The sequence below is a fragment of the Streptomyces sp. LN549 genome (genome assembly GCF_043203805.1).
In the GTDB taxonomy this organism is placed as follows: Bacteria; Actinomycetota; Actinomycetes; order Streptomycetales; family Streptomycetaceae; genus Streptomyces.
Window position 1 is genome coordinate 8,849,879 of record NZ_JAZHRI010000002.1, and the last position, 20,067, is coordinate 8,869,945.

Annotated in this window: 16 protein-coding genes and 2 pseudogenes; 12 read left to right on the forward strand and 6 right to left on the reverse strand. The window is 71.6% G+C overall.

Annotated elements, in window-relative coordinates; translation table 11 throughout:
• Positions 1-38: 38 nt before the first annotated feature.
• Entirely contained in the window at positions 39-1,415 is a 1,377-nt protein-coding gene (locus SH922_RS39105; protein WP_393063245.1) for a rhodanese-like domain-containing protein, read from the reverse strand.
• Between the two features lie 140 nt (positions 1,416-1,555).
• Here SH922_RS39105 and SH922_RS39110 point away from each other — a divergent pair, with 140 nt between their 5' ends.
• Both SH922_RS39110 and SH922_RS39115 read left to right on the forward strand, forming a co-directional pair.
• Positions 1,556-2,287 (forward strand): PIG-L deacetylase family protein, encoded by a 732-nt coding sequence (locus SH922_RS39110; RefSeq protein ID WP_393063246.1) that lies wholly within the window; start codon positions 1,556-1,558, stop codon positions 2,285-2,287.
• Positions 2,288-2,382: 95 nt separating this feature from the next.
• Positions 2,383-3,216 (forward strand): enoyl-CoA hydratase/isomerase family protein, encoded by an 834-nt coding sequence (locus SH922_RS39115; RefSeq protein ID WP_393063247.1) that lies wholly within the window; start codon positions 2,383-2,385, stop codon positions 3,214-3,216.
• A gap of 38 nt (positions 3,217-3,254) precedes the next feature.
• Here SH922_RS39115 and SH922_RS39120 read toward each other — a convergent pair whose 3' ends face one another.
• On the reverse strand, positions 3,255-4,184 hold the full coding sequence (locus SH922_RS39120) for an SDR family oxidoreductase (protein ID WP_393063248.1): 930 nt from the start codon (positions 4,182-4,184) through the stop codon (positions 3,255-3,257).
• Positions 4,185-4,396: 212 nt separating this feature from the next.
• Here SH922_RS39120 and SH922_RS39125 point away from each other — a divergent pair, with 212 nt between their 5' ends.
• From SH922_RS39125 to SH922_RS39150, 6 genes are all read left to right on the forward strand, one after another.
• Positions 4,397-7,066, forward strand: a complete 2,670-nt coding sequence (locus SH922_RS39125; protein ID WP_393063249.1) for a beta-N-acetylglucosaminidase domain-containing protein — start codon at positions 4,397-4,399, stop codon at positions 7,064-7,066.
• A 177-nt stretch (positions 7,067-7,243) separates the two neighbouring features.
• Positions 7,244-8,212: an NADPH:quinone oxidoreductase family protein gene (locus SH922_RS39130; protein WP_393063250.1), complete on the forward strand. Its 969-nt coding sequence runs from the start codon at positions 7,244-7,246 to the stop codon at positions 8,210-8,212.
• Positions 8,209-9,432 (forward strand): acyl-CoA dehydrogenase family protein, encoded by a 1,224-nt coding sequence (locus SH922_RS39135; RefSeq protein WP_393063251.1) that lies wholly within the window; start codon positions 8,209-8,211, stop codon positions 9,430-9,432. The genes SH922_RS39130 and SH922_RS39135 overlap by 4 nt, the downstream gene beginning before the upstream one ends.
• The gene (locus tag SH922_RS39140; RefSeq protein ID WP_393063252.1) at positions 9,429-10,547 is read left to right on the forward strand and encodes an acyl-CoA dehydrogenase family protein; all 1,119 of its coding nucleotides are present in this window, start codon (positions 9,429-9,431) and stop codon (positions 10,545-10,547) included. The genes SH922_RS39135 and SH922_RS39140 overlap by 4 nt, the downstream gene beginning before the upstream one ends.
• Positions 10,548-10,790: 243 nt before the next feature.
• Positions 10,791-11,666 (forward strand): phosphatidylinositol-specific phospholipase C/glycerophosphodiester phosphodiesterase family protein, encoded by an 876-nt coding sequence (locus SH922_RS39145; RefSeq protein WP_393063253.1) that lies wholly within the window; start codon positions 10,791-10,793, stop codon positions 11,664-11,666.
• 102 nt (positions 11,667-11,768) lie between these two features.
• Positions 11,769-11,963: a hypothetical protein gene (locus SH922_RS39150; protein ID WP_362544789.1), complete on the forward strand. Its 195-nt coding sequence runs from the start codon at positions 11,769-11,771 to the stop codon at positions 11,961-11,963.
• Between the two features lie 42 nt (positions 11,964-12,005).
• On the opposite strand, the pseudogene SH922_RS39155 reads toward SH922_RS39150, so the two are convergent.
• Together SH922_RS39155 and SH922_RS39160 are read right to left on the reverse strand one after the other, a co-directional pair.
• Positions 12,006-12,353 (reverse strand): annotated as a pseudogene (locus SH922_RS39155) (MerR family transcriptional regulator); the annotation flags it as partial.
• A 26-nt stretch (positions 12,354-12,379) separates the two neighbouring features.
• Positions 12,380-13,141, reverse strand: coding sequence for an SDR family NAD(P)-dependent oxidoreductase (locus SH922_RS39160; protein ID WP_393063254.1), 762 nt, complete (start codon positions 13,139-13,141; stop codon positions 12,380-12,382).
• Positions 13,142-13,392: 251 nt separating this feature from the next.
• Here SH922_RS39160 and SH922_RS39165 point away from each other — a divergent pair, with 251 nt between their 5' ends.
• Positions 13,393-14,118, forward strand: a complete 726-nt coding sequence (locus SH922_RS39165) for a hypothetical protein (protein ID WP_393063255.1) — start codon at positions 13,393-13,395, stop codon at positions 14,116-14,118.
• A 129-nt stretch (positions 14,119-14,247) separates the two neighbouring features.
• Positions 14,248-15,830: pseudogene (locus SH922_RS39170) on the forward strand (hypothetical protein).
• A gap of 25 nt (positions 15,831-15,855) precedes the next feature.
• On the opposite strand, the gene SH922_RS39175 reads toward SH922_RS39170, so the two are convergent.
• Both SH922_RS39175 and SH922_RS39180 read right to left on the reverse strand, forming a co-directional pair.
• A complete protein-coding gene (locus tag SH922_RS39175; RefSeq protein ID WP_393063256.1) occupies positions 15,856-16,554 on the reverse strand; it encodes a response regulator in 699 nt (232 codons plus the stop codon).
• Positions 16,551-18,149, reverse strand: coding sequence for an ATP-binding protein (locus tag SH922_RS39180; protein WP_393063257.1), 1,599 nt, complete (start codon positions 18,147-18,149; stop codon positions 16,551-16,553). The genes SH922_RS39175 and SH922_RS39180 overlap by 4 nt, the downstream gene beginning before the upstream one ends.
• 219 nt (positions 18,150-18,368) lie before the next feature.
• On the opposite strand from SH922_RS39180, the gene SH922_RS39185 reads away from it, so the two are divergent.
• Together SH922_RS39185 and SH922_RS39190 are read left to right on the forward strand one after the other, a co-directional pair.
• Positions 18,369-19,184: an ABC transporter ATP-binding protein gene (locus SH922_RS39185; protein WP_393063258.1), complete on the forward strand. Its 816-nt coding sequence runs from the start codon at positions 18,369-18,371 to the stop codon at positions 19,182-19,184.
• Positions 19,174-20,034 (forward strand): ABC transporter permease, encoded by an 861-nt coding sequence (locus SH922_RS39190; RefSeq protein ID WP_393063259.1) that lies wholly within the window; start codon positions 19,174-19,176, stop codon positions 20,032-20,034. Before SH922_RS39185 ends, SH922_RS39190 begins: the two co-directional genes overlap by 11 nt.
• Positions 20,035-20,067 lie beyond the last annotated feature (33 nt).

Consider the following 20,067-nt stretch of genomic DNA (forward strand, 5'->3'; position numbering starts at 1 on the left):
GAGCGTGCCGGCCGGCGGCCGGCAGCTGCGTACGGCCGTCAGGCGGCGGACCGAGGCGCGGTCACGGTCAGGCCGGCCGCGGCCGCGGCGTCGAACCCGTCGTCCACCGCCACCACCTCCCGGCCCGCCGCGTCCAGCAGTGATGCGGCGATCGCCGCCCGCATGCCGCCTGCGCAGTGCACCCACACCACGCCCGGCGGCACTTCCGCCAGGCGTCCGGGCAACTCGTGCACCGGAATGTGGACCGAACCGGCGAGCGCGCCGTTCCCGCGCTCGCCGGTGCGCCTCACGTCGAGGACCACCGGCTCCTCGCCACGCCTGCGTGCCGCTGCCAGACCGGCGAAGTCCGCGCGGCGGAACGACCGGAGCTCCTCCGGCGCGCTCACCCAGGACTCCGGGCCGCCGGTCGCCGCCGCCGCGGGCCGGTCGACGCCGACCCGGGCCAGCTCGCGCTGTGCGTGTGCCAGCTCGTCGGCCGTGCCCGCGAGCAGCGTGACCGGCCTGCCCCAGGGGATCAGCCAGGCCAGATAGGTGGCGAGCTGCCCCTCGCCCTCGAAGTTGAACGATCCGGCCACATGGCCCTGTGCGAAGGCCACCCGGCTGCGCAGGTCGACCACCCACTCGCCGGCCGCGAGCCGCCGGGCTATGTCCCGCGCACCGGCCCGCGCCGGTGTTGTCAGGTCCACGGGGGACGGGCCCGCCGCGTTCGCGGGGCCCATGTGCGCGTAGTACGCGGGCACGTCGTCCAGGCCGGCGAGGAGGTCGGCGACGAAGGCGTCCACGTCCTTGACCAGCGCGGCGTTGCGTTCCCGCTCGGTGCCGATGGTCGACGAGGGCTCCCGGGCGCGGGAGGAGGAACAGAAGCTGCCGAAGCCGTGCGTCGGCAGCACCTCGACCGTGTCGTCCAGCTCGCCGGCGAGCCGGTGCACGGAGGCGTGCTGGGCCCGCGCCAGCGTGCCGGTCAGCCGGGGCTCCACCAGATCGGGCCGGCCCACGCCGCCGATCAGCAGCGAGCCGCCGGTGAACGCGGCGACGGCGCGGCTGTTCTCCTCCAGGACGTACGCCATGTGGTGCGGGGTGTGTCCCGGGGTGGCCAGTGCACGCAGCGTGAGACCCGCGTCGACCGGTGCGGTGTCGCCGTCGGCCACGGAGGTCCGGGCGAAGGACACCGCCGCGGCAGCGGGTACCAGATACACGGCTCCGGTGACGCGTGCCAGTTCAAGTCCGCCGGTCACGTAGTCGTTGTGCAGATGCGTCTCGGCCACCGCGACGATCCGTACCCCGCGCACCGCGGCTGCCGCGATGACGCGGTCGATGTCGCGCGGCGGGTCGATCACCACGGCGGACCGCGGCCCGCCCGTCAGGTAGCTGCGGTTGCCGAGGCCCGGTGTCTCGAGGGTGTCGACGAAGAACACGACACGCTCCTTTCGTGGTGGTGTACCCCCGGGGGTATTTCTTACGAGATTAACATTTATACCCCTGGGGGTATTTTTTGGGCCGGGTGAGGCGGCCGCGACACGGCGCCTCGCGCGACCGGGACGGTTAGCCTGCGGACATGACGGAGCAGCTGGAACCCATGCCCACGGACTGGCAGCGCGCCCTCGCTGTCGTCGCCCACCCCGACGATCTGGAGTACGGCTGCGCGGCGGCCGTCGCCGGGTGGACCGACGGGGGCCGTGACGTCACCTACCTCCTGGCCACCCGGGGTGAGGCGGGGATCGACACACTGGAACCGGAGAAGTGCGCGCCGCTGCGCGAGCAGGAGCAGCGCGCGAGTGCGGCGGTCGTCGGGGTCTCCCGCGTCGAGTTCCTCGGCCACCGTGACGGGGTGATCGAGTACGGCATCGGCCTGCGCCGCGACATCGCGGCGGCCATTCGCCGGCACCGGCCGGAGCTGGTGATCACGCTCAATCACCGTGACACCTGGGGTGGTGTCGCCTGGAACACCCCCGACCACCGTGCGGTCGGGCGGGCCACACTGGACGCGGCCGCCGACGCAGGCAACCGCTGGATCTTTCCGGAGCTGGCCGAGCAGGGCCTTGAGCCGTGGGGCGGCGTGCGCTGGGTGGCCGTGGCCGGATCCTCGACGCCCACACACGCCGTCGACGCGACGGCCGGCCTCGAACGGTCCGTGCAGTCGCTCCTCGCGCACCGCACGTACATCGAAGTCCTCACGGACGAGGACCCCGAGGCGTACTGCCGCACCTTTCTCACCGGATACGCCCAGGCGGCCGCCGAGCGCTTCGGGGGCCGCCCGGCGGTCACCTTCGAACTCTTCGCGCGCTGAGCCCGGACAGACCCTGGTTCCTTGCGGGCGAGGCGCCGTACGCTGGGCCGCATGCCGATGTCTGACGATGTGTCAGTCAATGGGGAGGGGTGGCCGTGCTCGACATCCTGGACCACGACATTCCGCCAGGCCAGGAGCGGATGTCGCTCCGGATCGAGAACGGCGTCGGCCTGCTGACGCTGTGCCGGCCGGAGCAGCTCAACGGCTGGAGCTGGGAGTCCAGCAGACAGCTCGGCATCATGGCCGACCGGCTCCGGTTCGACGACTCGGTCCGGGCGGTCCTGCTGCGGGGCGAGGGCCGGGCCTTCTGTGCCGGGATCGATGTCACCGCGCCCGGCGGCGACATCACGGGCCGTTCGCCCGCCGAGCGCACCCAGCGCTACTACGAGGGCATCCGCTGGGTGCACGAGCGCTTCGCCGCGTTCGCCGGCCTTCCGCAGCCGGTGATCGCCGCCGTGCAGGGCTACTGCCTCGGCTTCGGCTTCGAACTCGCTCTCATGGCGGACATCCGGCTCGCCGCCGACAACGCCGTGTTCGCGCTGCCCGAGGCCGGGATCGGGGTGGCCGTCGACGCCGGCGGCGACATGCGGATCGCGCGTGAGGCGGGGGCCGGCTGGGCCAAGTACCTCGCGCTCACCGGCCGCCGGATCGACGCGCCGACGGCGGAGCGGATCGGGCTGCTCCAGGCCGTCGTACCCCTCGGTGAGCTGGAGCGCACCGCGCGGTCGGCCGCCGAGGCCGTGGCGGCGAACGCGCCCCTCGCCGTGCGCCACATCAAGCGCTCCGTCGACGCCTACGCGGATGCCGGACTCGGTGAGGCGCTGGACCGTACCGCACTGGCCGCGGCGCTCACCCTCACCTCGCAGGACGCCGCCGAGGGCTATGCCGCGAAGGCGGCCCGCCGCCCGCCGCACTTCGACGGGACCTGATCCGCCGCCCTGAGCGTCCCCCGCGGCACGGCTCACGGTCAGTCGGCGCAGGGCAGGGTGAACGGCCCGCGGCCCAGTTGTTCGCGTACCGGCACCACGGGCGGCGCGACCAGCGAGCGCCGTTGCCAGTTCGCCCCGTCGACCACCAGCGAATGACCGGAGATGAAGGCGGCGTACGGCGAGGCCAGGAAGGTCGCCGCCCAGCCCAGCTCGCGCGGCAGCCCCACCCGTAGCGCGGGCTGCCGTGCATGGAGATCCCGGTCCCGGCTCCCCGCTGCCGCCTCGTCCCGGTCGAGGTGGCCGCGGATGTCGCCGGTCATGTCCTCGTGCGGCATCAGGCCGGGCACCAGCCCGTTGACGCGGATGCCGTACGGTCCCCACTCCACGGCAAGGGTCTCGACCAGGTTCTTCACCCCGGCTTTGGCGGCCGCCGAGTGGGCGTACCCGGGGCCGCCCGTCCAGGCGTACGAGGCGCCGACGCACACGATCGAGCCGGCGGTCCGGGCCGCGAGGTGGCGCCGCGCGAACTCCCGGGTCATGAACCAGGTTCCGGTCAGGGTGATGTCGAGGACGGCCCGCCAGGCGTTCGGCGACAGGTCCTCGGCGGGTGACGGGAAGTTGGCCGCCGCGTTGTTGACGAGCACATCGGGCAGCCCCGGTTCCGCTTCGGCCGCGTCGAACACCTCCGCGATCCTGTCCGGGTTCCGGATGTCGCCCGGGACGGTCAGGACCCGGCCGCCGGTCAGGGGCGCCAGCTCCTCCCGGGCGGCGGCCAGTCGCTCGGCGCTCCGGCCGACGAGTACCAGGTTCGCCCCCAGCCGGGCGAACTCGGCCGCGACGGCCTTGCCGAGGCCGGAGCCCCCGCCGGTCACCAGCACCACGCTGCCGTCGTACGTGCCGGCGGGCAGGGCGCTCGCGCCCAGCGGGGGAGGAGCGGCGATTCCGGGAGTGTGCATGCTCTCCGTCATGGACGCATGAGTACCGCTTCCGCCGACACAAGGCCAGGTCCGAGAGGTGAAGAATCCGGGCTTCTGTGAGACAAAAATCCAGGTCTGCGAGACAAAAGTCCAGGTCCACGCGCTGATGTTGTCCAGACCATTGACATGTAAGCGCCAGGATGTTGAATTCGGTGATGTTGTGTTGCGCGACTCTGGTGACCTGAGTGACCGATGGAGGATCTGTGACGCCTCGCCCACCCCGCCTCACCGCAATCGCCGCGGCGGCGGCCCTGCTCGTCGGTGGTCTGCTGACCGCCGGGCCCACCGCTCACGCGGCCGGCAACAGACCGGACGGCACCCCGGCCAAGGCCCAGGACACCCCGGCCATCACCCCCACCCCGCAGTCCGTCAAGAGCCGGCCGGACCGGATCACGATCACTCCCACCGTCACCCTCGTCGCCGGGGGGACGGCCGACGAGCCGACGCTGGACGTGGTGACAGCCGCCCTGCGCAAGGCCGGTGCGCAGCGGGTGGTCCGCGCCACGCGGCCGGCCGCGAACGGGCTCAACGTCCACGTCGGCGACGCCGGCCCGCTCGCCGCCCAGGGACTCGAAGGGCCGTCGGAGCTGCCCGCCGACGGATACGTCCTCGGCATCGGGGCGGGCCGTATCGTCCTCGCCGGCAAGGACACCACCGGCACGTACTACGCCGCGCAGACCCTGCGCCAGGTCCTGCCGCAGCGAGCGCATCCGGGAGCCAAGGTCGACGGACTCTCGGTGCGCGACTGGCCCGGCACCGCACTGCGTGGTGTCATCGAGGGCTTCTACGGCACCCCGTGGTCCCACGAGGCCCGCCTGGACCAGCTGGACTACTACGGCGAGCACAAGATGAACATCTACGTGTACTCGCCCAAGGACGACGCCTACCTCCGAGAGAAGTGGCGCGACCCGTACCCCGCCGACCAGTTGGCACAGATCAAGGACCTTACCGACCGGGCGGTCCAGCGCCATGTGGAGTTCACCTACGCCCTCTCTCCCGGCCTGTCGGTCTGCTACAGCTCCGACGAGGACGCGAAGGCACTCGTCGACAAGTTCCAGACGATCTGGGACATCGGTGTGCGCACCTTTGCGGTGCCGCTCGACGACATCAGCTACACCGACTGGAACTGTGACGCCGACAAGGCGAAATGGGGGACCGGGGGCGGTGCGGCAGGTGCCGCGCAGGCGTATCTGCTGAACAAGGTCAACCAGGAGTTCATCGCCACACACCCCGGTGCCGAGCCGCTCCAGATGGTCCCCACCGAGTACTACAACGTGTCCGAGTCCCCGTACAAGACGGCTCTCTCCGAACAGCTCGACCCGGACGTACTCGTCGAGTGGACCGGTGTCGGCGTGGTCGCCCCGACCATGACGGTCGCTCAGGCGGACGCGGCCCGGCAGGTGTTCGGACACCCGATCCTGACCTGGGACAACTACCCGGTGAACGACTACGCGACCAACCGGCTGCTGCTCGGCCCGTTCAACGGCCGCGAGAAGGGGCTGCCGGGCCGGCTGGCCGGGATCACCGCCAACCCGATGATCCAGCCGTACGCCTCGAAGCTCTCGCTGTACACCGTCGCGGACTACGCCTGGAACGACGGGGCCTACGACCCGCGCACGTCGTGGGGCAAGGGGCTCAAGGAGTACGCGGGCGGCGACTCGCGCACCGAGAAGGCCCTGCGCGCCTTCGCCGACGTCAACTACAGCTCGGCACTCAACACCGACAAGGCGCCGGAGCTGGCCGCGGAGTTCGCCGGCTACTGGAAGACCGGTGACGCGAAGCGGCTCGCCTCGGTGCTCACCGGCCTCGGTGCCGCGCCGGCCCGGCTGCGTGCCGACCTTCCGGACCGCGGCTTCATCGAGGACTCGGGCCCCTGGCTGGACGCCACCGAGTCCTGGGCGGCCGCGTCGGGCACCGCCCTGCGCATGGTCGAGGCGGCCCGTGCCGGAAAGGGCGCCCTGGCCTGGGAGCTCCGGCAGCAACTGCCCGCACAGGTCGAGCGCGCCAAGTCGTTCACGTACACCGGGCTCGACGGACGCAAGGTTCCGGTCCTCGTGGGCGACGGGAAGCTGGACGGGTTCGTCGACGCGGCCACCGCCGAGTACGACCGGATCCTCGGCGTGAGCGGCCGGCCCACGGCGTCGACGAGCCTCGGCACGTACCAGAGCAACACCCTCGCCAGGATCCTCGACGGCGACGACTCCACCTACTTCTGGAGCGACGGGGCGCCCGCCGAGGGCGACCAGCTCACCGTCGACCTCGGGGAGGCCCGGGACATCGGCGACGTCACTCTCGCGATGGCCAAGCCCGGCAGCACCGACGACTACCTCCACGCGGGGGTGCTGGAGTACTCGACGGACGGGCAGAACTGGACGCAGCTCACCGAGTTCTCGGGCAAGCCGGACGTCATCGCGACCGTCCCCGCCGGCACCGAGGCCCGCTATGTGCGGGCCAGGGCGACCGCCGGTCAGAACAGCTGGCTCGTCGTCCGCGAATTCAGCGTGGCGACCACGGACGGTGAGATCACGGGCAATCCGCCGGCAGCCGCCGGATCGGCCCTGCGCTCGGCGGCCGACGGGGACCCGGCGAGCGTGTACCGGGCCGCGCGCGTGCCCGAGGCCGGAGAATCCCTGGAGGTGGGCCTCGTCGCCGCGCGTGCGGTGGGAGCGGTCACGGTCCTCCAGCCGGCCGGATCCGAGGCCGCGGCCGACATCCAGCTGCGGAACGCGGACGGGAGCTGGCAGACCATCGGCGCGCTCGACGGCCCGTACACGAGGGTCGAGGCGGCGGGCCGGACCGCCGACGCGGTACGCCTCGCCTGGCACGCGGGTTCCGCGGCACCCGGCATCGCGGAGGTCGTGGTCGGCAAGTAGCAGCCCCTGCTCCACCGTGCGCCCGGCGCCGCCGCACCCTTCAGGGGCGGGGCCGGGCGCACACCCGTGTCGCGGCCCGGCCGAACCGGTCACCCGCAGGTTGTTCCCACAGGGGCAAGCGACCGCTTAGTATGCGCCGGAGCAGTGGAAATGCCGACAGTGTTGTGGAGGCCCCTCATGCAGGCATGGCGAGTGCACCGGAACGGCGAGCCGAGCGAGGTGATGCGGCTCGAAGAGACGGACCGGCCGACGCCCGGCGACGGGCAGGTGCTCATCGAGGTGCTCGCGGCGAACATCAACTTCCCCGATGCGCTGCTCTGCCGCGGCCAGTACCAGGTGCGGCCCCCGCTGCCGTTCACGCCCGGCGTCGAGATCTGCGGCAGGACCGAGGACGGCCGACGGGTGCTCGCCACCCCCGCCCTGCCGAACGGCGGATTCGCCCAGTACGTCGTCGCGGACGGGACGGCCCTGCTGCCGGCCCCCGACGCCCTGGACGACGCCGAGGCGGCAGCCCTGCACATCGGCTACCAGACCGGCTGGTTCGGACTGCATCGCCGGGCGCACCTCCAGGCCGGCGAGACCCTTCTCGTCCACGCCGCGGCAGGTGGTGTCGGCAGTGCGGCCGTTCAGCTCGGCAAGGCCGCCGGCGCCACCGTCATCGGTGTGGTCGGTGGTCCCGAGAAGGCCAAGACCGCTGCCGAGCTCGGCTGCGACCTGGTCATCGACCGGCGTACCGAGGACATCGTCGCCGCGGTCAAGGAGTTCACCGGCGGGCGTGGCGCCGACGTGGTGTACGACCCCGTCGGCGGCGACGCGTACGCCAAGTCCGTGAAGTGCATCGCCTTCGAGGGCCGGGTGATCGTCGTCGGCTTCGCCAGCGGCGTCATTCCCACCCCCGGGCTCAACCACGCCCTGGTGAAGAACTACTCCGTCGTCGGGCTCCACTGGGGCCTGTACAACACGAAGGACCCGCAGGCGGTCCGCGACTGCCACGAGGAGCTCACCCGGCTTGCCGCGCAGGGCGTCATCAAGCCGCTCATCAGCGAGCGGGTCCCGATGGACGGGGCAGCGGCCGCCGTCCAGCGCGTCGCCGACGGCACCAGCACCGGCCGCATCGTCGTCCTCCCGTCAGGAGCCGCCCGATGACCGCCCCCGACGCCGCCGAACTGCGCCGCCGCACCCGCGAACTCCTCGCCGCGCACCCCCCGGCCACCACCGATCGCACCGACTTCCTCAAGGCGCGCTTCGACGCCGGACTCGCCTGGGTGCACTACCCGGCCGGACTCGGCGGGCTCGACGCGCCGCGCTCCCTGCAGCCCGTCGTCGACGCCGAGCTCGCCGCCGCGAACGCCCCGGACAACGACCCGCGTCGCATCGGCATCGGCCTCGGCATGGCCGCCCCGACCATTCTCGGCTTCGGCACCGAGGAGCAGAAGCAGCGTTTCCTGCGCCCCCTGTGGGTCGGCGAGGAGGTGTGGTGCCAGCTCTTCAGTGAGCCGGGCGCCGGGTCGGACCTGGCCGCCCTCGGTACGCGCGCCGTGCGCGACGAAGGGGGTACCTCCCGCTCGAGCGAAGCCGGGGGCGGGGGCGACTGGGTGGTCGACGGGCAGAAGGTCTGGACGTCCAGCGCCCATGTGGCGCGCTGGGCGATCCTCATCGCCCGCACCGACCCGGACGTGCCCAAGCACCGCGGCATCAGCTACTTCATCTGCGACATGACCGACCCCGGCGTCGAGGTGCGGCCGCTGCGCCAGATCACCGGTGAGGCCGAGTTCAACGAGGTCTTCCTCACCGGGGTCCGCATCCCCGACAGTCGCAGGCTCGGCGCGGTCGGGGAAGGCTGGAAGGTCGCGCAGACGACGCTCATGAACGAGCGTGTCTCCATCGGCGGTTCCCGCATCCCGCGCGAGGGCGGCATGATCGGCCCCATCGCGCAGACCTGGCGCGAACGTCCCGAACTGCGCACCCACGACCTGCATCAGCGCCTGCTGACCCTCTGGGTCGAGGCCGAGGTCGCCCGTCTCGCCGGCGAGCGCCTGCGTCAGCAGCTCGTCGCGGGACAGCCGGGACCCGAGGGTTCCGGCATGAAGCTCGCCTTCGCCCGCCTCAACCAGGAGATCAGCGGACTCGAAGTCGAACTCCTCGGCGACGAAGGACTGTTGTACAGCGACTGGACCATGCGACGCCCGGACCACGTCGACTTCACCGGACGTGACGCCGGCTACCGCTACCTCCGCTCCAAGGGCAACTCCATCGAGGGCGGCACGAGCGAGGTACTGCTCAACATCGTCGCCGAACGCGTGCTCGGTCTGCCCGCGGAGCCGCGCAACGACAAGGACGTAGCCTGGAAGGACCTCTCCCGATGACCTCACAGACCGAACCGAGCCAGGCGCCCGACCTGCTGTACTCGGAGGCCGAGGAGGACCTGCGGGCCGCAGTCCGCACCCTGCTCGCCGACCGGTGCGACGCGCCGGCGGTGATCGCCCGTACCGAGTCCGACACGCCGTACGACCCGCAGCTCTGGAAGGGCCTCGCCACCGACATCGGTGCCGCCGGCCTCCTGGTGCCCGAGAAGCTCGGCGGCCAGGGCGCCACCCACCGCGAGGCCGCCGTCGTCATCGAGGAGCTCGGGCGCAGCGTCGCGCCCGCGCCCTATCTGACCAGCTCCGTCGTCGCCACCGAGACGCTCCTGGCGCTCGGCGCGGAGGACGGACCGGTGGCGGAACTCCTCGCCGAACTGGCAGCGGGCCGCAAGGTCGCGGTGCTCGCCGTCCCCTTCTCCGCCTCGGCGTCCGACACGCAGGTGATGACCGCGGCCCTCGACGGAACACTCGGGCCGGTCGCCGACGCGGCCGCCGCCGACGTGCTCCTGGTGCCCACCGCCGACGGGCTGTACGCGGTCGCCGCGGAAGCGCCCGGCGTCGTCGTGCAGCCGCTCGTCCCGCTCGACCTGACCCGCCCGCTCGCCACCGTCACCCTCACCGGCGCCACCGGAACCCGCCTCGCGGATGCCGCGGCGGCGCGGGCCGCGGTGGACCGGGGGCTGCTGGCCGGTGCCGGACTCCTCGCCTCCGAACAGCTCGGACTCGCCGAGTGGTGCCTGACCGAGACGGTCCGGCACACCCGGGAGCGCCACCAGTTCAACCGCCCGGTCGGATCCTTCCAGTCGCTCAAGCACCGCATGGCGCAGCTCTGGCTGGAGGTCGTGTCGGCCCGGGCGGCGGCACGCAACGCCGCGGACGCGCTGGCGACGGGCAGTCCCGACGCGCCGTTGGCGGTGGCCGTGGCACAGGCGTACTGCTCCAAGGTCGCCGTCCACGCGGCGGAGGAGTGCGTGCAGTTGCACGGCGGCATCGGGATGACCTGGGAGCACCCGGCGCACCTGTATCTGAAGCGGGCCAAGGCCGACGCGACCGCCTTCGGCACGGCGGGCCGCCATCGCGAGTCCGTCGCCGCCCTGATGGAGCTGCCGGCGCCGTAGGAACCTCGGCCGGACCAGGAGCGGGGGTACGTGCCCACGTGCCCCCGCTCCGCCGTGCGCGCTTACCCAGGCGGCCAGGCGCCGTGGCCGTTTCGTGCGGATCCGGCCACGGCGGGCGGAACGCGAGCCGACGGACGGGCGGCGAACGAGACAACTCTCCTCGTCCGCGCCCCTGTTGAGGCAGGACGCTTCCATACTCGGTCGCGTCCGCCCGTCCGGCACGCCTCGCAACCGGGAGATTCCATGGTGTTCCCCACCCGCCGCCGCGTCGTCACCACCGCACTGGCCACCGCGGCCGCAGGTACCCTCGCACCCCTTCGAACGGCCTCCGCGAGCGAAGCCCCGCCCGCCCGGGGCCCGCGCCCCCTGCTCCACGCCCACGCGCACAACGACTATCTGCACCCCCGTCCGCTCCACGACGCCCTGGCGCAGGGGTTCACCAGTGTCGAGGCGGACATCTTCCTCGTGGACGGCGAACTGCTGGTCGCCCACGAGGCCACCGACCTCGACCCCGCGCGCACCCTCTCCGCGCTCTACCTCGATCCACTCCTCGCCAGGGTCCGCGGCAACCACGGGACCGTTTTCCGCGACGACCGCGCACCGGTGCAGCTGCTGATCGACATCAAGACGGACGGCGCGGCCGCCTACGCGGAACTGGACCGTCAACTGCGCCGCCACCGGCAGATGCTGACGTCCTTCTCCGGCGGCCGGGTGCGGCCCGGAGCCGTCACCGCCGTCATCTCGGGCGACCGGGCGGCACGTGCGCCGATGGAGGCCCAGCGCACCCGGCACGCCTTCTACGACGGCCGCCTCGATGACCTCGGCACCGCTGCCACGGCCTCGTTCATCCCCCTCATCAGCAGCAGTTGGACGGGAAGCTTCAGCTGGCTGGGTGCCGGACCGATCCCGCCCGCCGAACGGGACGCGCTGCGCGCGATCACCGCCGCCGCGCACCGAGCGGGGCAGCGGGTGCGCTTCTGGGCCACTCCCGATGTGCCGGGTCCCGAGCGCGAGGCGGTCTGGGCCGAACTCCTGGCGGCCGGGGTGGACCACCTCAACAGCGACGACCTCGTGGGCCTTGCCCGCTTCCTGCACACCCACGGCCGGCACGCAAGCTAGGCCGTACCCGTTTGGCGTACACGCCAGTGCGCCGGATGGCTCCTCCGCTACGCCAAACTGGCGGCGAATGCCGCAATTCCGGCGCGGCGGAGGAGGTTGGCCATGGCCATTTCGATCTCACTGGTGCTGCTTCTGCTGATTCTCGCGGTGATCTTCCTCCGCAACGGCGGACTGAAGGTCTCGCACGCCCTGGTCTGCGCCCTCCTCGGGTTCTTCCTCGCGGGCACGAGCATGGCCCCCACCATTCAGGAAGGCCTCACGGCCACAGCCGATGTCGTCAGCAGCATCAAGCCCTGACCGCATCGCCGGACCGGTGGCTCCGTCCTGAGGGGCCGGGCCACCGGACAGGGTCTGCAGTGCCGTGGCCAGCCGGTCCCTCGCCTCGATCTGAGTGGCGATCCGTGCTTCGAGGACGGCCAGCCGCTCGCGTGCGATCCGCAGCCCCCGCTCGGAGTGCGGGGCCGCGGCAACGTCGCCGTCCAGACAGGGCAGGAACAGCCGTACGTCGTCCACCGTGAGCCCGGCGGCCAGCAGATGACGGATGTTGCGGACCCGGACCACCGTCCGCTCCTCGTACACGCGGTATCCGTTGGCCGCCCGCTGCGAGGTGATCAGTCCGGCCTGCTCGTAGTGGCGCAACGCACGAGCGGTCGTGCCGGTGGCCTCGGCCAGTTCACCGATCCGCACCCCCACCACCTCCCCGTTCAGTCCTATCACGCCACCACCGCGCCCCCGTCGACCGGGAGAATCGCACCGGTGATGAACGAGGACTCCGGTGAGGCGAGATGGACGATCGAGCGGGCCACCTCCTCGGGCCTGCCGACCCGGCCCAGAGGTGTGTGGGCCAGTTGCCACTCCCGGAGTGCTGTCAGCTGTTCCGGGGTCAGTCCCTGGTGCATCCCGCTCGGTGTGGCGATCGCGCCGGGTGCGACCGCCACGACGCGGATGCCGCGTGGTGCGAGCTCGACCGCCCAGCTGCGGGTGAGCAGTTCCAGCGCCGTCTTGGTCGCCGCATAGACGGAACTGCCGGGCCAGGCCCGCTGGCCGATCGACGTACTGACATTCACGATGACGCCGCCGGAAGCCTCCAGCAGGGGCAGCGCGGCCTGGGAGAGCAGCATGGGCGCGACCAGGTTGGTGGCGATCTGCGGCTCGATCATTCCGGTGGAGAGGGTGCCGAGTGCGCCACTGCGGACCACGGCGGCGTTGTTGACCAGCACATCGAGCCGGCCGTACGTCTCCTGCGCGGTCCGGATGATGCGCTCGGGCTCACCCGGGCCGGTGATGTCTGCCACCAGCGGCACGATCCGGTCGGCGCCGGCGGCGGTCTCTTCGAGTGGTCCGCGGCGACGGCCGATGACGAGCACGGTGGCCCCTTCGGCGGCAAAGGCGTGGGCCGTGGCGCGGCCGATGCCGGTTCCGGCTCCGGTGATGGCGACGATCCGGCTGAGGGGAGCTGCTGGGCTGCTGTTCATGCCGCGATCGTGCAACCCTGCCGCCAGTGGCAAGGTCAAGCAGCGGCGTGAAGATGCGCACGAACGGTCCCGGCGGACGCCGGAACATGATCATTACGATTGAACCGTCACATCATGCTGCCAATCAGGGTCCCCGGGCATGCGGGTGTGAAACGGTCCGGTGGGGCGCGGGGCGGGTCGGACCGCGGCCTCGCCCGGCGCGGCAACGGCCGGCGGGCGCCGCACCGAGCCGGGACCCGGAGAACGCAGCCATGTCATTCCCTCCTTTTGGGCGCGATCCGGGCGCCGTCCATCACGAGCACTGCAGGAGCAGCCGCTGCTGCCGGTGTCTGCAGCGGCCCTGGACGACGGCCGTCGGCAGTGAACGCCTCTGCGGACTCTGCGCCTCCTGCTGCCGGGAGTGCGGCCGGGCGCCCGCCCCGCACCTGGACGGTCTCGATCACGGGCTCTGCGGTGACTGCCGCGGACTGTGCGGCCGCTGCGGTACGCCGCTCGCGGCCGACGGCGACTGCCAGTGTCCGCGATGGCAGCGGCCGGGGGCCGATCCGATCGGCTATCTTCTCCATGCCCTGCCGCCTCCCCTCGTACGGGAGTTCTGCGGCCGCTACCCGAACGATCTCGTGGCGCTGATCCGGCGGGAGCTCGGCAGGCGCACCCCCGACCAGCTCCTGGACCGTGTCGAGCGCCGGTGGAACGCTCGCTGGTCCCACGCGCTTCAGGAGAAGGACGAGGAAGGACGTCGCCGGCAGCCCTGGGAGATCGCCGAACAGCTGCTCCGGCCGGGACTCTGCGCCGAGCCGAGTTGCGAGGACGGCAGGCTGATCACCACCGACTCCCCGTGCCCGCTCTGCGTGAATCCACCGCACCGCTTCGTGGCGGCCCAGGCAGACCACAGCGCCGCCTCGGACCGGGCCAGGACCGCGGCGTCCGCGATCAGGCGAGAGATGCTCGACCGCCGCACCGGCGGGCGGCGCTGAATCCCCGGGGCGTGGCGCTGTCCGGCGGCATTGCGCCTTCGTGAAGCGCCCATGAAACGCAGTGCATTTCCATGGACAGCCCTTAGCGTCGGGCGGCGGCGCGAACCCCGCCCCCGACCGAGGAGTCCGATGTCCCCGCAGCCCAGAAGCGGACCGTTCCGAGCGCTTGCCCTGGTACTTGCCCTCTGTGCCCCGGTGTTCGTGGTGTCCGGTGCGCCGGCCGCCGCGGCCGAGATACCCCGGGCCCCCGGGCACCGGCTGGTCAGTGACTACACGGGCGGGCCGGCCACGGCTGTGCCCGTCCCGGGACAGGCGCCGCCGCAGCACCCCTTCCTCGCCCCGAACGGCCGCAGCGGTATGCACGCCGACGCGGCGGGCAGCGGCACCCATCCGTACGCGGGACCGCTCGGCCGCGACCCGCAGGTCAGCAGCGAACAGATCGCGCCGCTGGGCGGCGAGTGCGCCACCGCCACCTTCGACGCGGCGGGCCGGCTGATCACGGTGTGCGGCACGTTCAACGGATTCCTGCTCAAACTCCTGGACCCGCGCACCCTCGACACTCTCGCCGAGTACGCGCTGCCGCAGCGCTCCTCGACCGTCGAGGCCATCACCCGGCTCGACTTCTCGAAGATCTTCAAGGACACCTCGGGCGGCGCCTACTTCTACCTCGACAACCAGGACCGGGTCGTCCTCGCCGACTCACGCCAGCACATCCAACGGATCGCGCACGAACAGGCAGCCGACGGAAGCTGGCGATTCACCGTCGTCGACGACTGGGACCTCACCGGCCAGGTGCCGCACGACTGCGTCAGCTGGACGAACCTCTACCCGAGCGGCACCTGCGATCCTGTCACGTCCGTCATGCCCGACTGGCAGGGCCGCATCTGGTGGGTGACCCGGCTCGGCCGGGTCGGCACGGTCGACCCGCAGACCTCCGCCATCCGGTCCGTGCAACTCACAGGCGAGGAGATCCAGAACTCGTTCTCCGTCGCCGAGGACGGCGTCTCGATCGTCACCGACCACGCCCTCTACAGCTTCGGCGCCACGTCCGACGGCACCCCGCGCGTCCAGTGGTGGCAGAAGTACGACCGGGGGACCGGCACCAAAACCGGCTCGGTGAACCAGGGTTCGGGCACCACTCCCGACCTCTTCGGCGACGGTGACGACTATGTCGCGATCACCGACAACGCCGACGACCGGATGAACGTGCTCGTCTACCGGCGTGCCCCGGTCCCCGACGACCGCCGTCTCGTCTGCAAGGTCCCGGTCTTCGGCTCCGGAGCCTCCACCACCGACCCATGATCAGCTGGGGCAACAGCCTCGTCGTCGAGAACAACTACGGCTACGAGAACGTCAGCACGCTCCTCCTCGGCCGCAGCGTCGTCGGCGGAGTCGCCCGCATCGACGTACGGCCCGACGGCAGCGGCTGCGACACGGTCTGGGAGAGCGCCGTCCGCTCGCCTTCCACCGTGCCCAAACTGTCCACCGCCAACGGCCTTCTCTACTTCTACGAGAAGGAGCCCAACGCGCTCGGCATCGACGCCTCGTACCTCACCGCCGTCGACTACCGCACCGGGGAACGCCGTTGGTCGAAGCTCACCGGCACGGGACTCTCGTACGACAACAACTGGGCGCCGGTCACCATCGGTCCCGACGGAACGGCATACGTAGGCGTCTTCAACGGCATCGTGGCGGTCCGCGACACCCAGTGACCCCCGGCCGGGCGGAAGGAGACCTTCAGCCGGCCGCGGCCCAGGCATAGCGGTGCTCGGGCCGGCCGGTGTCGCCGTACTTCAGGCTGAGGCTGATCCGGCCCGCTCCCTCCAGGTACTTGAGATACCGATGGGCGGTGGAGCGGCTCAGCCCCGCCCGGACCGCCACCTCGTGCGCGGACAGTGGTCCACCGGCCGAGGACAGCACCTGGCGGATCACGTCGGCGGTGGGCGCCGAATGCCCCTTCGGCAGACCCGCCGCCGGCACGGACTCCGTGGTGCGCAGGGCCCCGAAGATCTGGTCGACCTGCTCCTGCCCGGCCTCGCCCCGGCCGCTCTCCACACCCTCCAGGGTGCGGCGCAGCGTCGCGTAACTCTCCAACTTGGACCGGAGACCGCCGAAGCTGAACGGTTTGACCAGGTACTGCAGCGCGCCGTACCGCATCGCTGTCCGCACGGTCACCACATCGCGGGCGGCCGTCACCATGATCACGTCGGCCGGATGGCCGAGACGGCGCAGCTGGGCCACGAGCGTCAGCCCCGTCCGGTCCGGCAGATAGTGATCGAGCAGGATCAGATCCACGTGCTCACGTTCGAGAACGGACCAGGCCTGCGCCGCCGTGTGCGCGCGGGAGACGACACGGAACCCGGGCACCCTGGCCACGTACGCCGCGTTGATCTCCGCCACACGGAAGTCGTCGTCCACCACCAGGACGTCGATCACTGTGCCCCTCCCACTTCGCTCAACTGCCGTACGGCGAGTGCCTCGGGCAGGACGACCGTGAAGACCGCCCCGCCGCCCGCCCTGGCTGCGACCCGGGCCGAGCCGCCGTACCGCTCGGCGAGACGGCGCACCAGAGCCAGTCCGATTCCGCGCTCCCGGTGGGCCGGGGACTCCTTGGTGGACCAGCCCTCCATGAAGATCCGCTCCCGCATCGCGACCGGGACCCCGGGTCCGTTGTCGCTGACCCGCAGTACCGCGCCGGCCCCCTCGGCCAGCAGTTCCACCTCGACCAGCGTGGCGACGTCCAGGGCGTTGTCGATGAGGTTGCCAAGCACGGTCACCAGGTCGCGCGGATCCACCACCACATCGGGCAGCCGGGTGGCGGGGGAGACGCGCAGCGAGGCGCCGCGTTCCGCAGCGACAGCCGCCTTGCCCACCAGCAGAGCCGACAGCAGCGGATCGCTGACCCGCTCGGCGACCTGCTCGGCCGAGGCCCGGTGCCCGTCCGTCACCTCGGTGACGAACTCCACCGCGGCCTCGTGCCGGCCGAGCTCCAGAAGACCCAGCAGCGTGTGCAGGCGGTTGGCGTGCTCGTGGTCCTGGGCGCGCAGCGCGTCGAGCAGGCCGTGTGTGGAGTCCAGTTCACGGCCGAGCAGTTCGAGCTCGGTGCGGTCGCGCAGCGTCACGACCGCGCCGCCGTCACCGGTCGGCATGCGATTGGCGATCAGCACCCGACCCCGGCACACGGTGAGCAGATTCGCGCCGTCCACCCGCCCCGCCAGCACCTCCGCCGTACGGCCCGGCGCCAGCACGTCGCCCAGCGGACGGCCCACCGCCTCCGGCGTCAGATCGAGCAGCCGCTGAGCCTCGTCGTTGAGCAGCCGGATCCGGCCGCGGGCGTCGAGCGCCAGTACGGCCTCACGGATGCTGTGCAGCATGGCCTCGCGCTCGTCCAGGAGCGCGGAGATGTCGGCGAAGGCGAGACCGTGGGTGCTGCGCTGCAGCCGCCGCGACACGGCCAGGGCCGCGAGCACCCCGGCGGCCAGTGCGGCACCCGCGTACTGCAGGAGGGCCGGAATGGTGCCCAGCAGCCCTTGGCGCACGCTCTTGTAGGCGATGCCCACCGAGACGGCGCCGACCACCGTGCCGTGCCGGTCGCGCAGTGGGACCTTGGCCCGGGCGGAGCGGCCCAGGGTGCCGATGTCGATCTGCATGATCTCGCGGCCGGACAGCGCCGTGCTCGGATCGGTCGACACGTGCTTGCTGATGCGGTCGGTCTCGGTGTGCGACCAGCGCACGCCCCGGGTGTCCATCACCACGATGTACAGGGCCCCGGTGGCCCGCCGGATCCGCTCCGCCTCGGCCTGCACCGGCCCGGTGGGACTGGGCTCCGTGTTCAGCAGCTTGTCGACCAGGCCGGGTTCGGCGGCGGTGGTCTGGGCGATGGACAGGGCGCGGCGCATCGTCTGGTTGTCGAGTTCGTGGCTGAGCGGGGCGAGGAAGAGGCCGGTGACGAGCATGACCACGCCCGCGGTGATGGCGACCTGGGTGAGCAGGACCTGCGCGAAGACACGACGGGGCCAGTGGATCCGCATGCCGTCGCCCCTCTGCCCTTTCGCCGCCTTCGAATCCGGTGCTCCGATTCGTTCCGTGTGCACGCAACGTAAACGCCGCCGACCTCGCTGCCTAGCCCCCGTCCACGCTTCGTTGTCCGGGCGTGAGCACAATGGGCAGAACCTCGGCTTACGGGCACAACCCGCGCTTGTGGGCGCAAGGCTCCCGCCCCGGCCGGAGCGCCCCTAACGTCCCGCCCCATGAACAGCGAAACGAGCCCCGCCATCGAGCTGCGGGGGGCGAGCAAAGCCTTCCGGACTCCTTCGGGGGCACTCCACACCGCCGTGCGCGACCTGGATCTGACGATCGGCCGGGGCGAGTTCGTCGCCGTGGTCGGACCGACCGGCTGCGGCAAGTCGACCACCCTGACCCTGATCAGCGGACTGGAGGAGCCCACCGAGGGCGAGGTGCTGGTCACCGGCGAGCCGGTGAGCGGCATCGGCGACAAGGTCGGCTTCGTCTTCCAGCAGGATGCGGTCTTCCCCTGGCGGACCGTCCTGTCCAACGTGATGGCCGGGCCCCGCTTCCGGGGCGTGCCGAAGGCGGAAGCGAAGGAGCGGGCCCGGGCCTGGCTGGCGAGGGTCGGCCTGACATCGTTCGAGGACCGCTACCCGCACCAGCTCTCCGGCGGACAGCGCAAGCGGGTCGCCCTCGCGGCCACGTTCGTCAACGACCCGGAGATCCTGCTGATGGACGAGCCGTTCTCCGCCCTCGACGTGCAGACCCGGGCCCTGATGTCCGACGAACTGCTGGAGCTGTGGGCGGGCACGGGTGCCTCCGTCGTCTTCGTCACCCACGACCTGGAGGAGTCCATCGCCCTGGCCGACAAGGTCGTGGTGATGACCGCGGGCCCGGCCACGGTCAAGGAGGTCTTCGAGATCGGGCTGCCGCGCCCCCGCAAGGTCGAACAGGTGCGCCTGGAGCCCAGGTTCCTGGAGATCTACCGAGAGATCTGGTCCTCACTCGGCGAAGAGGTCCGGATCACCCGTGAGAGGGGTGCCGCGGATGCCGCCTGAGACCGTCACCGTGAAGGCCACCGCCGGGACCGGGCGGACCGAGGCCAGGGCGCGGGCCGCCCGCAACCGCAGAATGCTGGTGCTGGGCAGCCGGATCGCCGTGCTCGTCGCGGTCGTCGGGCTCTGGGAGTGGCTGGCCAGGACCGCGGTCATCGATCCGTTCAACTTCTCGATGCCGTCGAAGATATGGGACCAGATACGGGTCTGGGTGACCGACGGCACCGCCCAGGGCTCCCTGTGGGAACAGATCTGGTACACCCTCTACGAGGCGCTGCTCGGCTGGGTGATCGGGGTGATCGCCGGTGTGCTCCTCGGCATCGCCCTGGGGCGGGTCCGCTTCGCCGCCGACGTGCTCGGACCGTACATCAAGGTGCTCAACGCGCTGCCGCGGATCGTGCTCGCCCCCATCTTCCTGATCTGGTTCGGCCTCGGCCCTGCGTCGAAGGTGGCCTCGGCGGTGGTCCTGGTGTTCTTCCCCGTCTTCTTCAACGCCTTCCAGGGGGCCAGGGAGGTCGACCGCAACCTCGTGGCCAACTCCCGCATCCTGGGCGCCAGTAACCGCCAGGTCACCGTTCACGTGGTCATTCCTTCCGCCACCTCGTGGATCTTCACCAGTCTGCACGTGAGCTTCGGGTTCGCCCTGATCGGCGCCATCGTCGGCGAGTACATCGGCGCGACCAAGGGACTCGGCCTGCTGGTCGCCGCCTCGCAAGGCACCTTCAACTCGGCCGGCGTCTACGCCGCGATGGTCATCCTCGCGATCGTCGCGCTGCTTGCCGAAGGGCTGCTGACCTTCCTGGAGAAGCAGCTCTTCCGCTGGAAGCCGGTCGACGCCGACACCGCGCGCTGACCTCCGCCACCGCCTTCCTGCCCCTCCCCGCGA

Coding starts and splice junctions, on each gene's coding strand:
- SH922_RS39110 (WP_393063246.1), top strand. CDS start 1,556: ATGACGGAGCAGCTGGAACCCATGCCCACGGACTGGCAGCGCGCCCTC.
- SH922_RS39120 (WP_393063248.1), bottom strand. CDS start 4,184: ATGACGGAGAGCATGCACACTCCCGGAATCGCCGCTCCTCCCCCGCTG.
- SH922_RS39130 (WP_393063250.1), top strand. CDS start 7,244: ATGCAGGCATGGCGAGTGCACCGGAACGGCGAGCCGAGCGAGGTGATG.
- SH922_RS39135 (WP_393063251.1), top strand. CDS start 8,209: ATGACCGCCCCCGACGCCGCCGAACTGCGCCGCCGCACCCGCGAACTC.
- SH922_RS39140 (WP_393063252.1), top strand. CDS start 9,429: ATGACCTCACAGACCGAACCGAGCCAGGCGCCCGACCTGCTGTACTCG.
- SH922_RS39145 (WP_393063253.1), top strand. CDS start 10,791: ATGGTGTTCCCCACCCGCCGCCGCGTCGTCACCACCGCACTGGCCACC.
- SH922_RS39150 (WP_362544789.1), top strand. CDS start 11,769: ATGGCCATTTCGATCTCACTGGTGCTGCTTCTGCTGATTCTCGCGGTG.
- SH922_RS39160 (WP_393063254.1), bottom strand. CDS start 13,141: ATGAACAGCAGCCCAGCAGCTCCCCTCAGCCGGATCGTCGCCATCACC.
- SH922_RS39165 (WP_393063255.1), top strand. CDS start 13,393: ATGTCATTCCCTCCTTTTGGGCGCGATCCGGGCGCCGTCCATCACGAG.
- SH922_RS39180 (WP_393063257.1), bottom strand. CDS start 18,149: ATGCGGATCCACTGGCCCCGTCGTGTCTTCGCGCAGGTCCTGCTCACC.
- SH922_RS39185 (WP_393063258.1), top strand. CDS start 18,369: ATGAACAGCGAAACGAGCCCCGCCATCGAGCTGCGGGGGGCGAGCAAA.
- SH922_RS39190 (WP_393063259.1), top strand. CDS start 19,174: ATGCCGCCTGAGACCGTCACCGTGAAGGCCACCGCCGGGACCGGGCGG.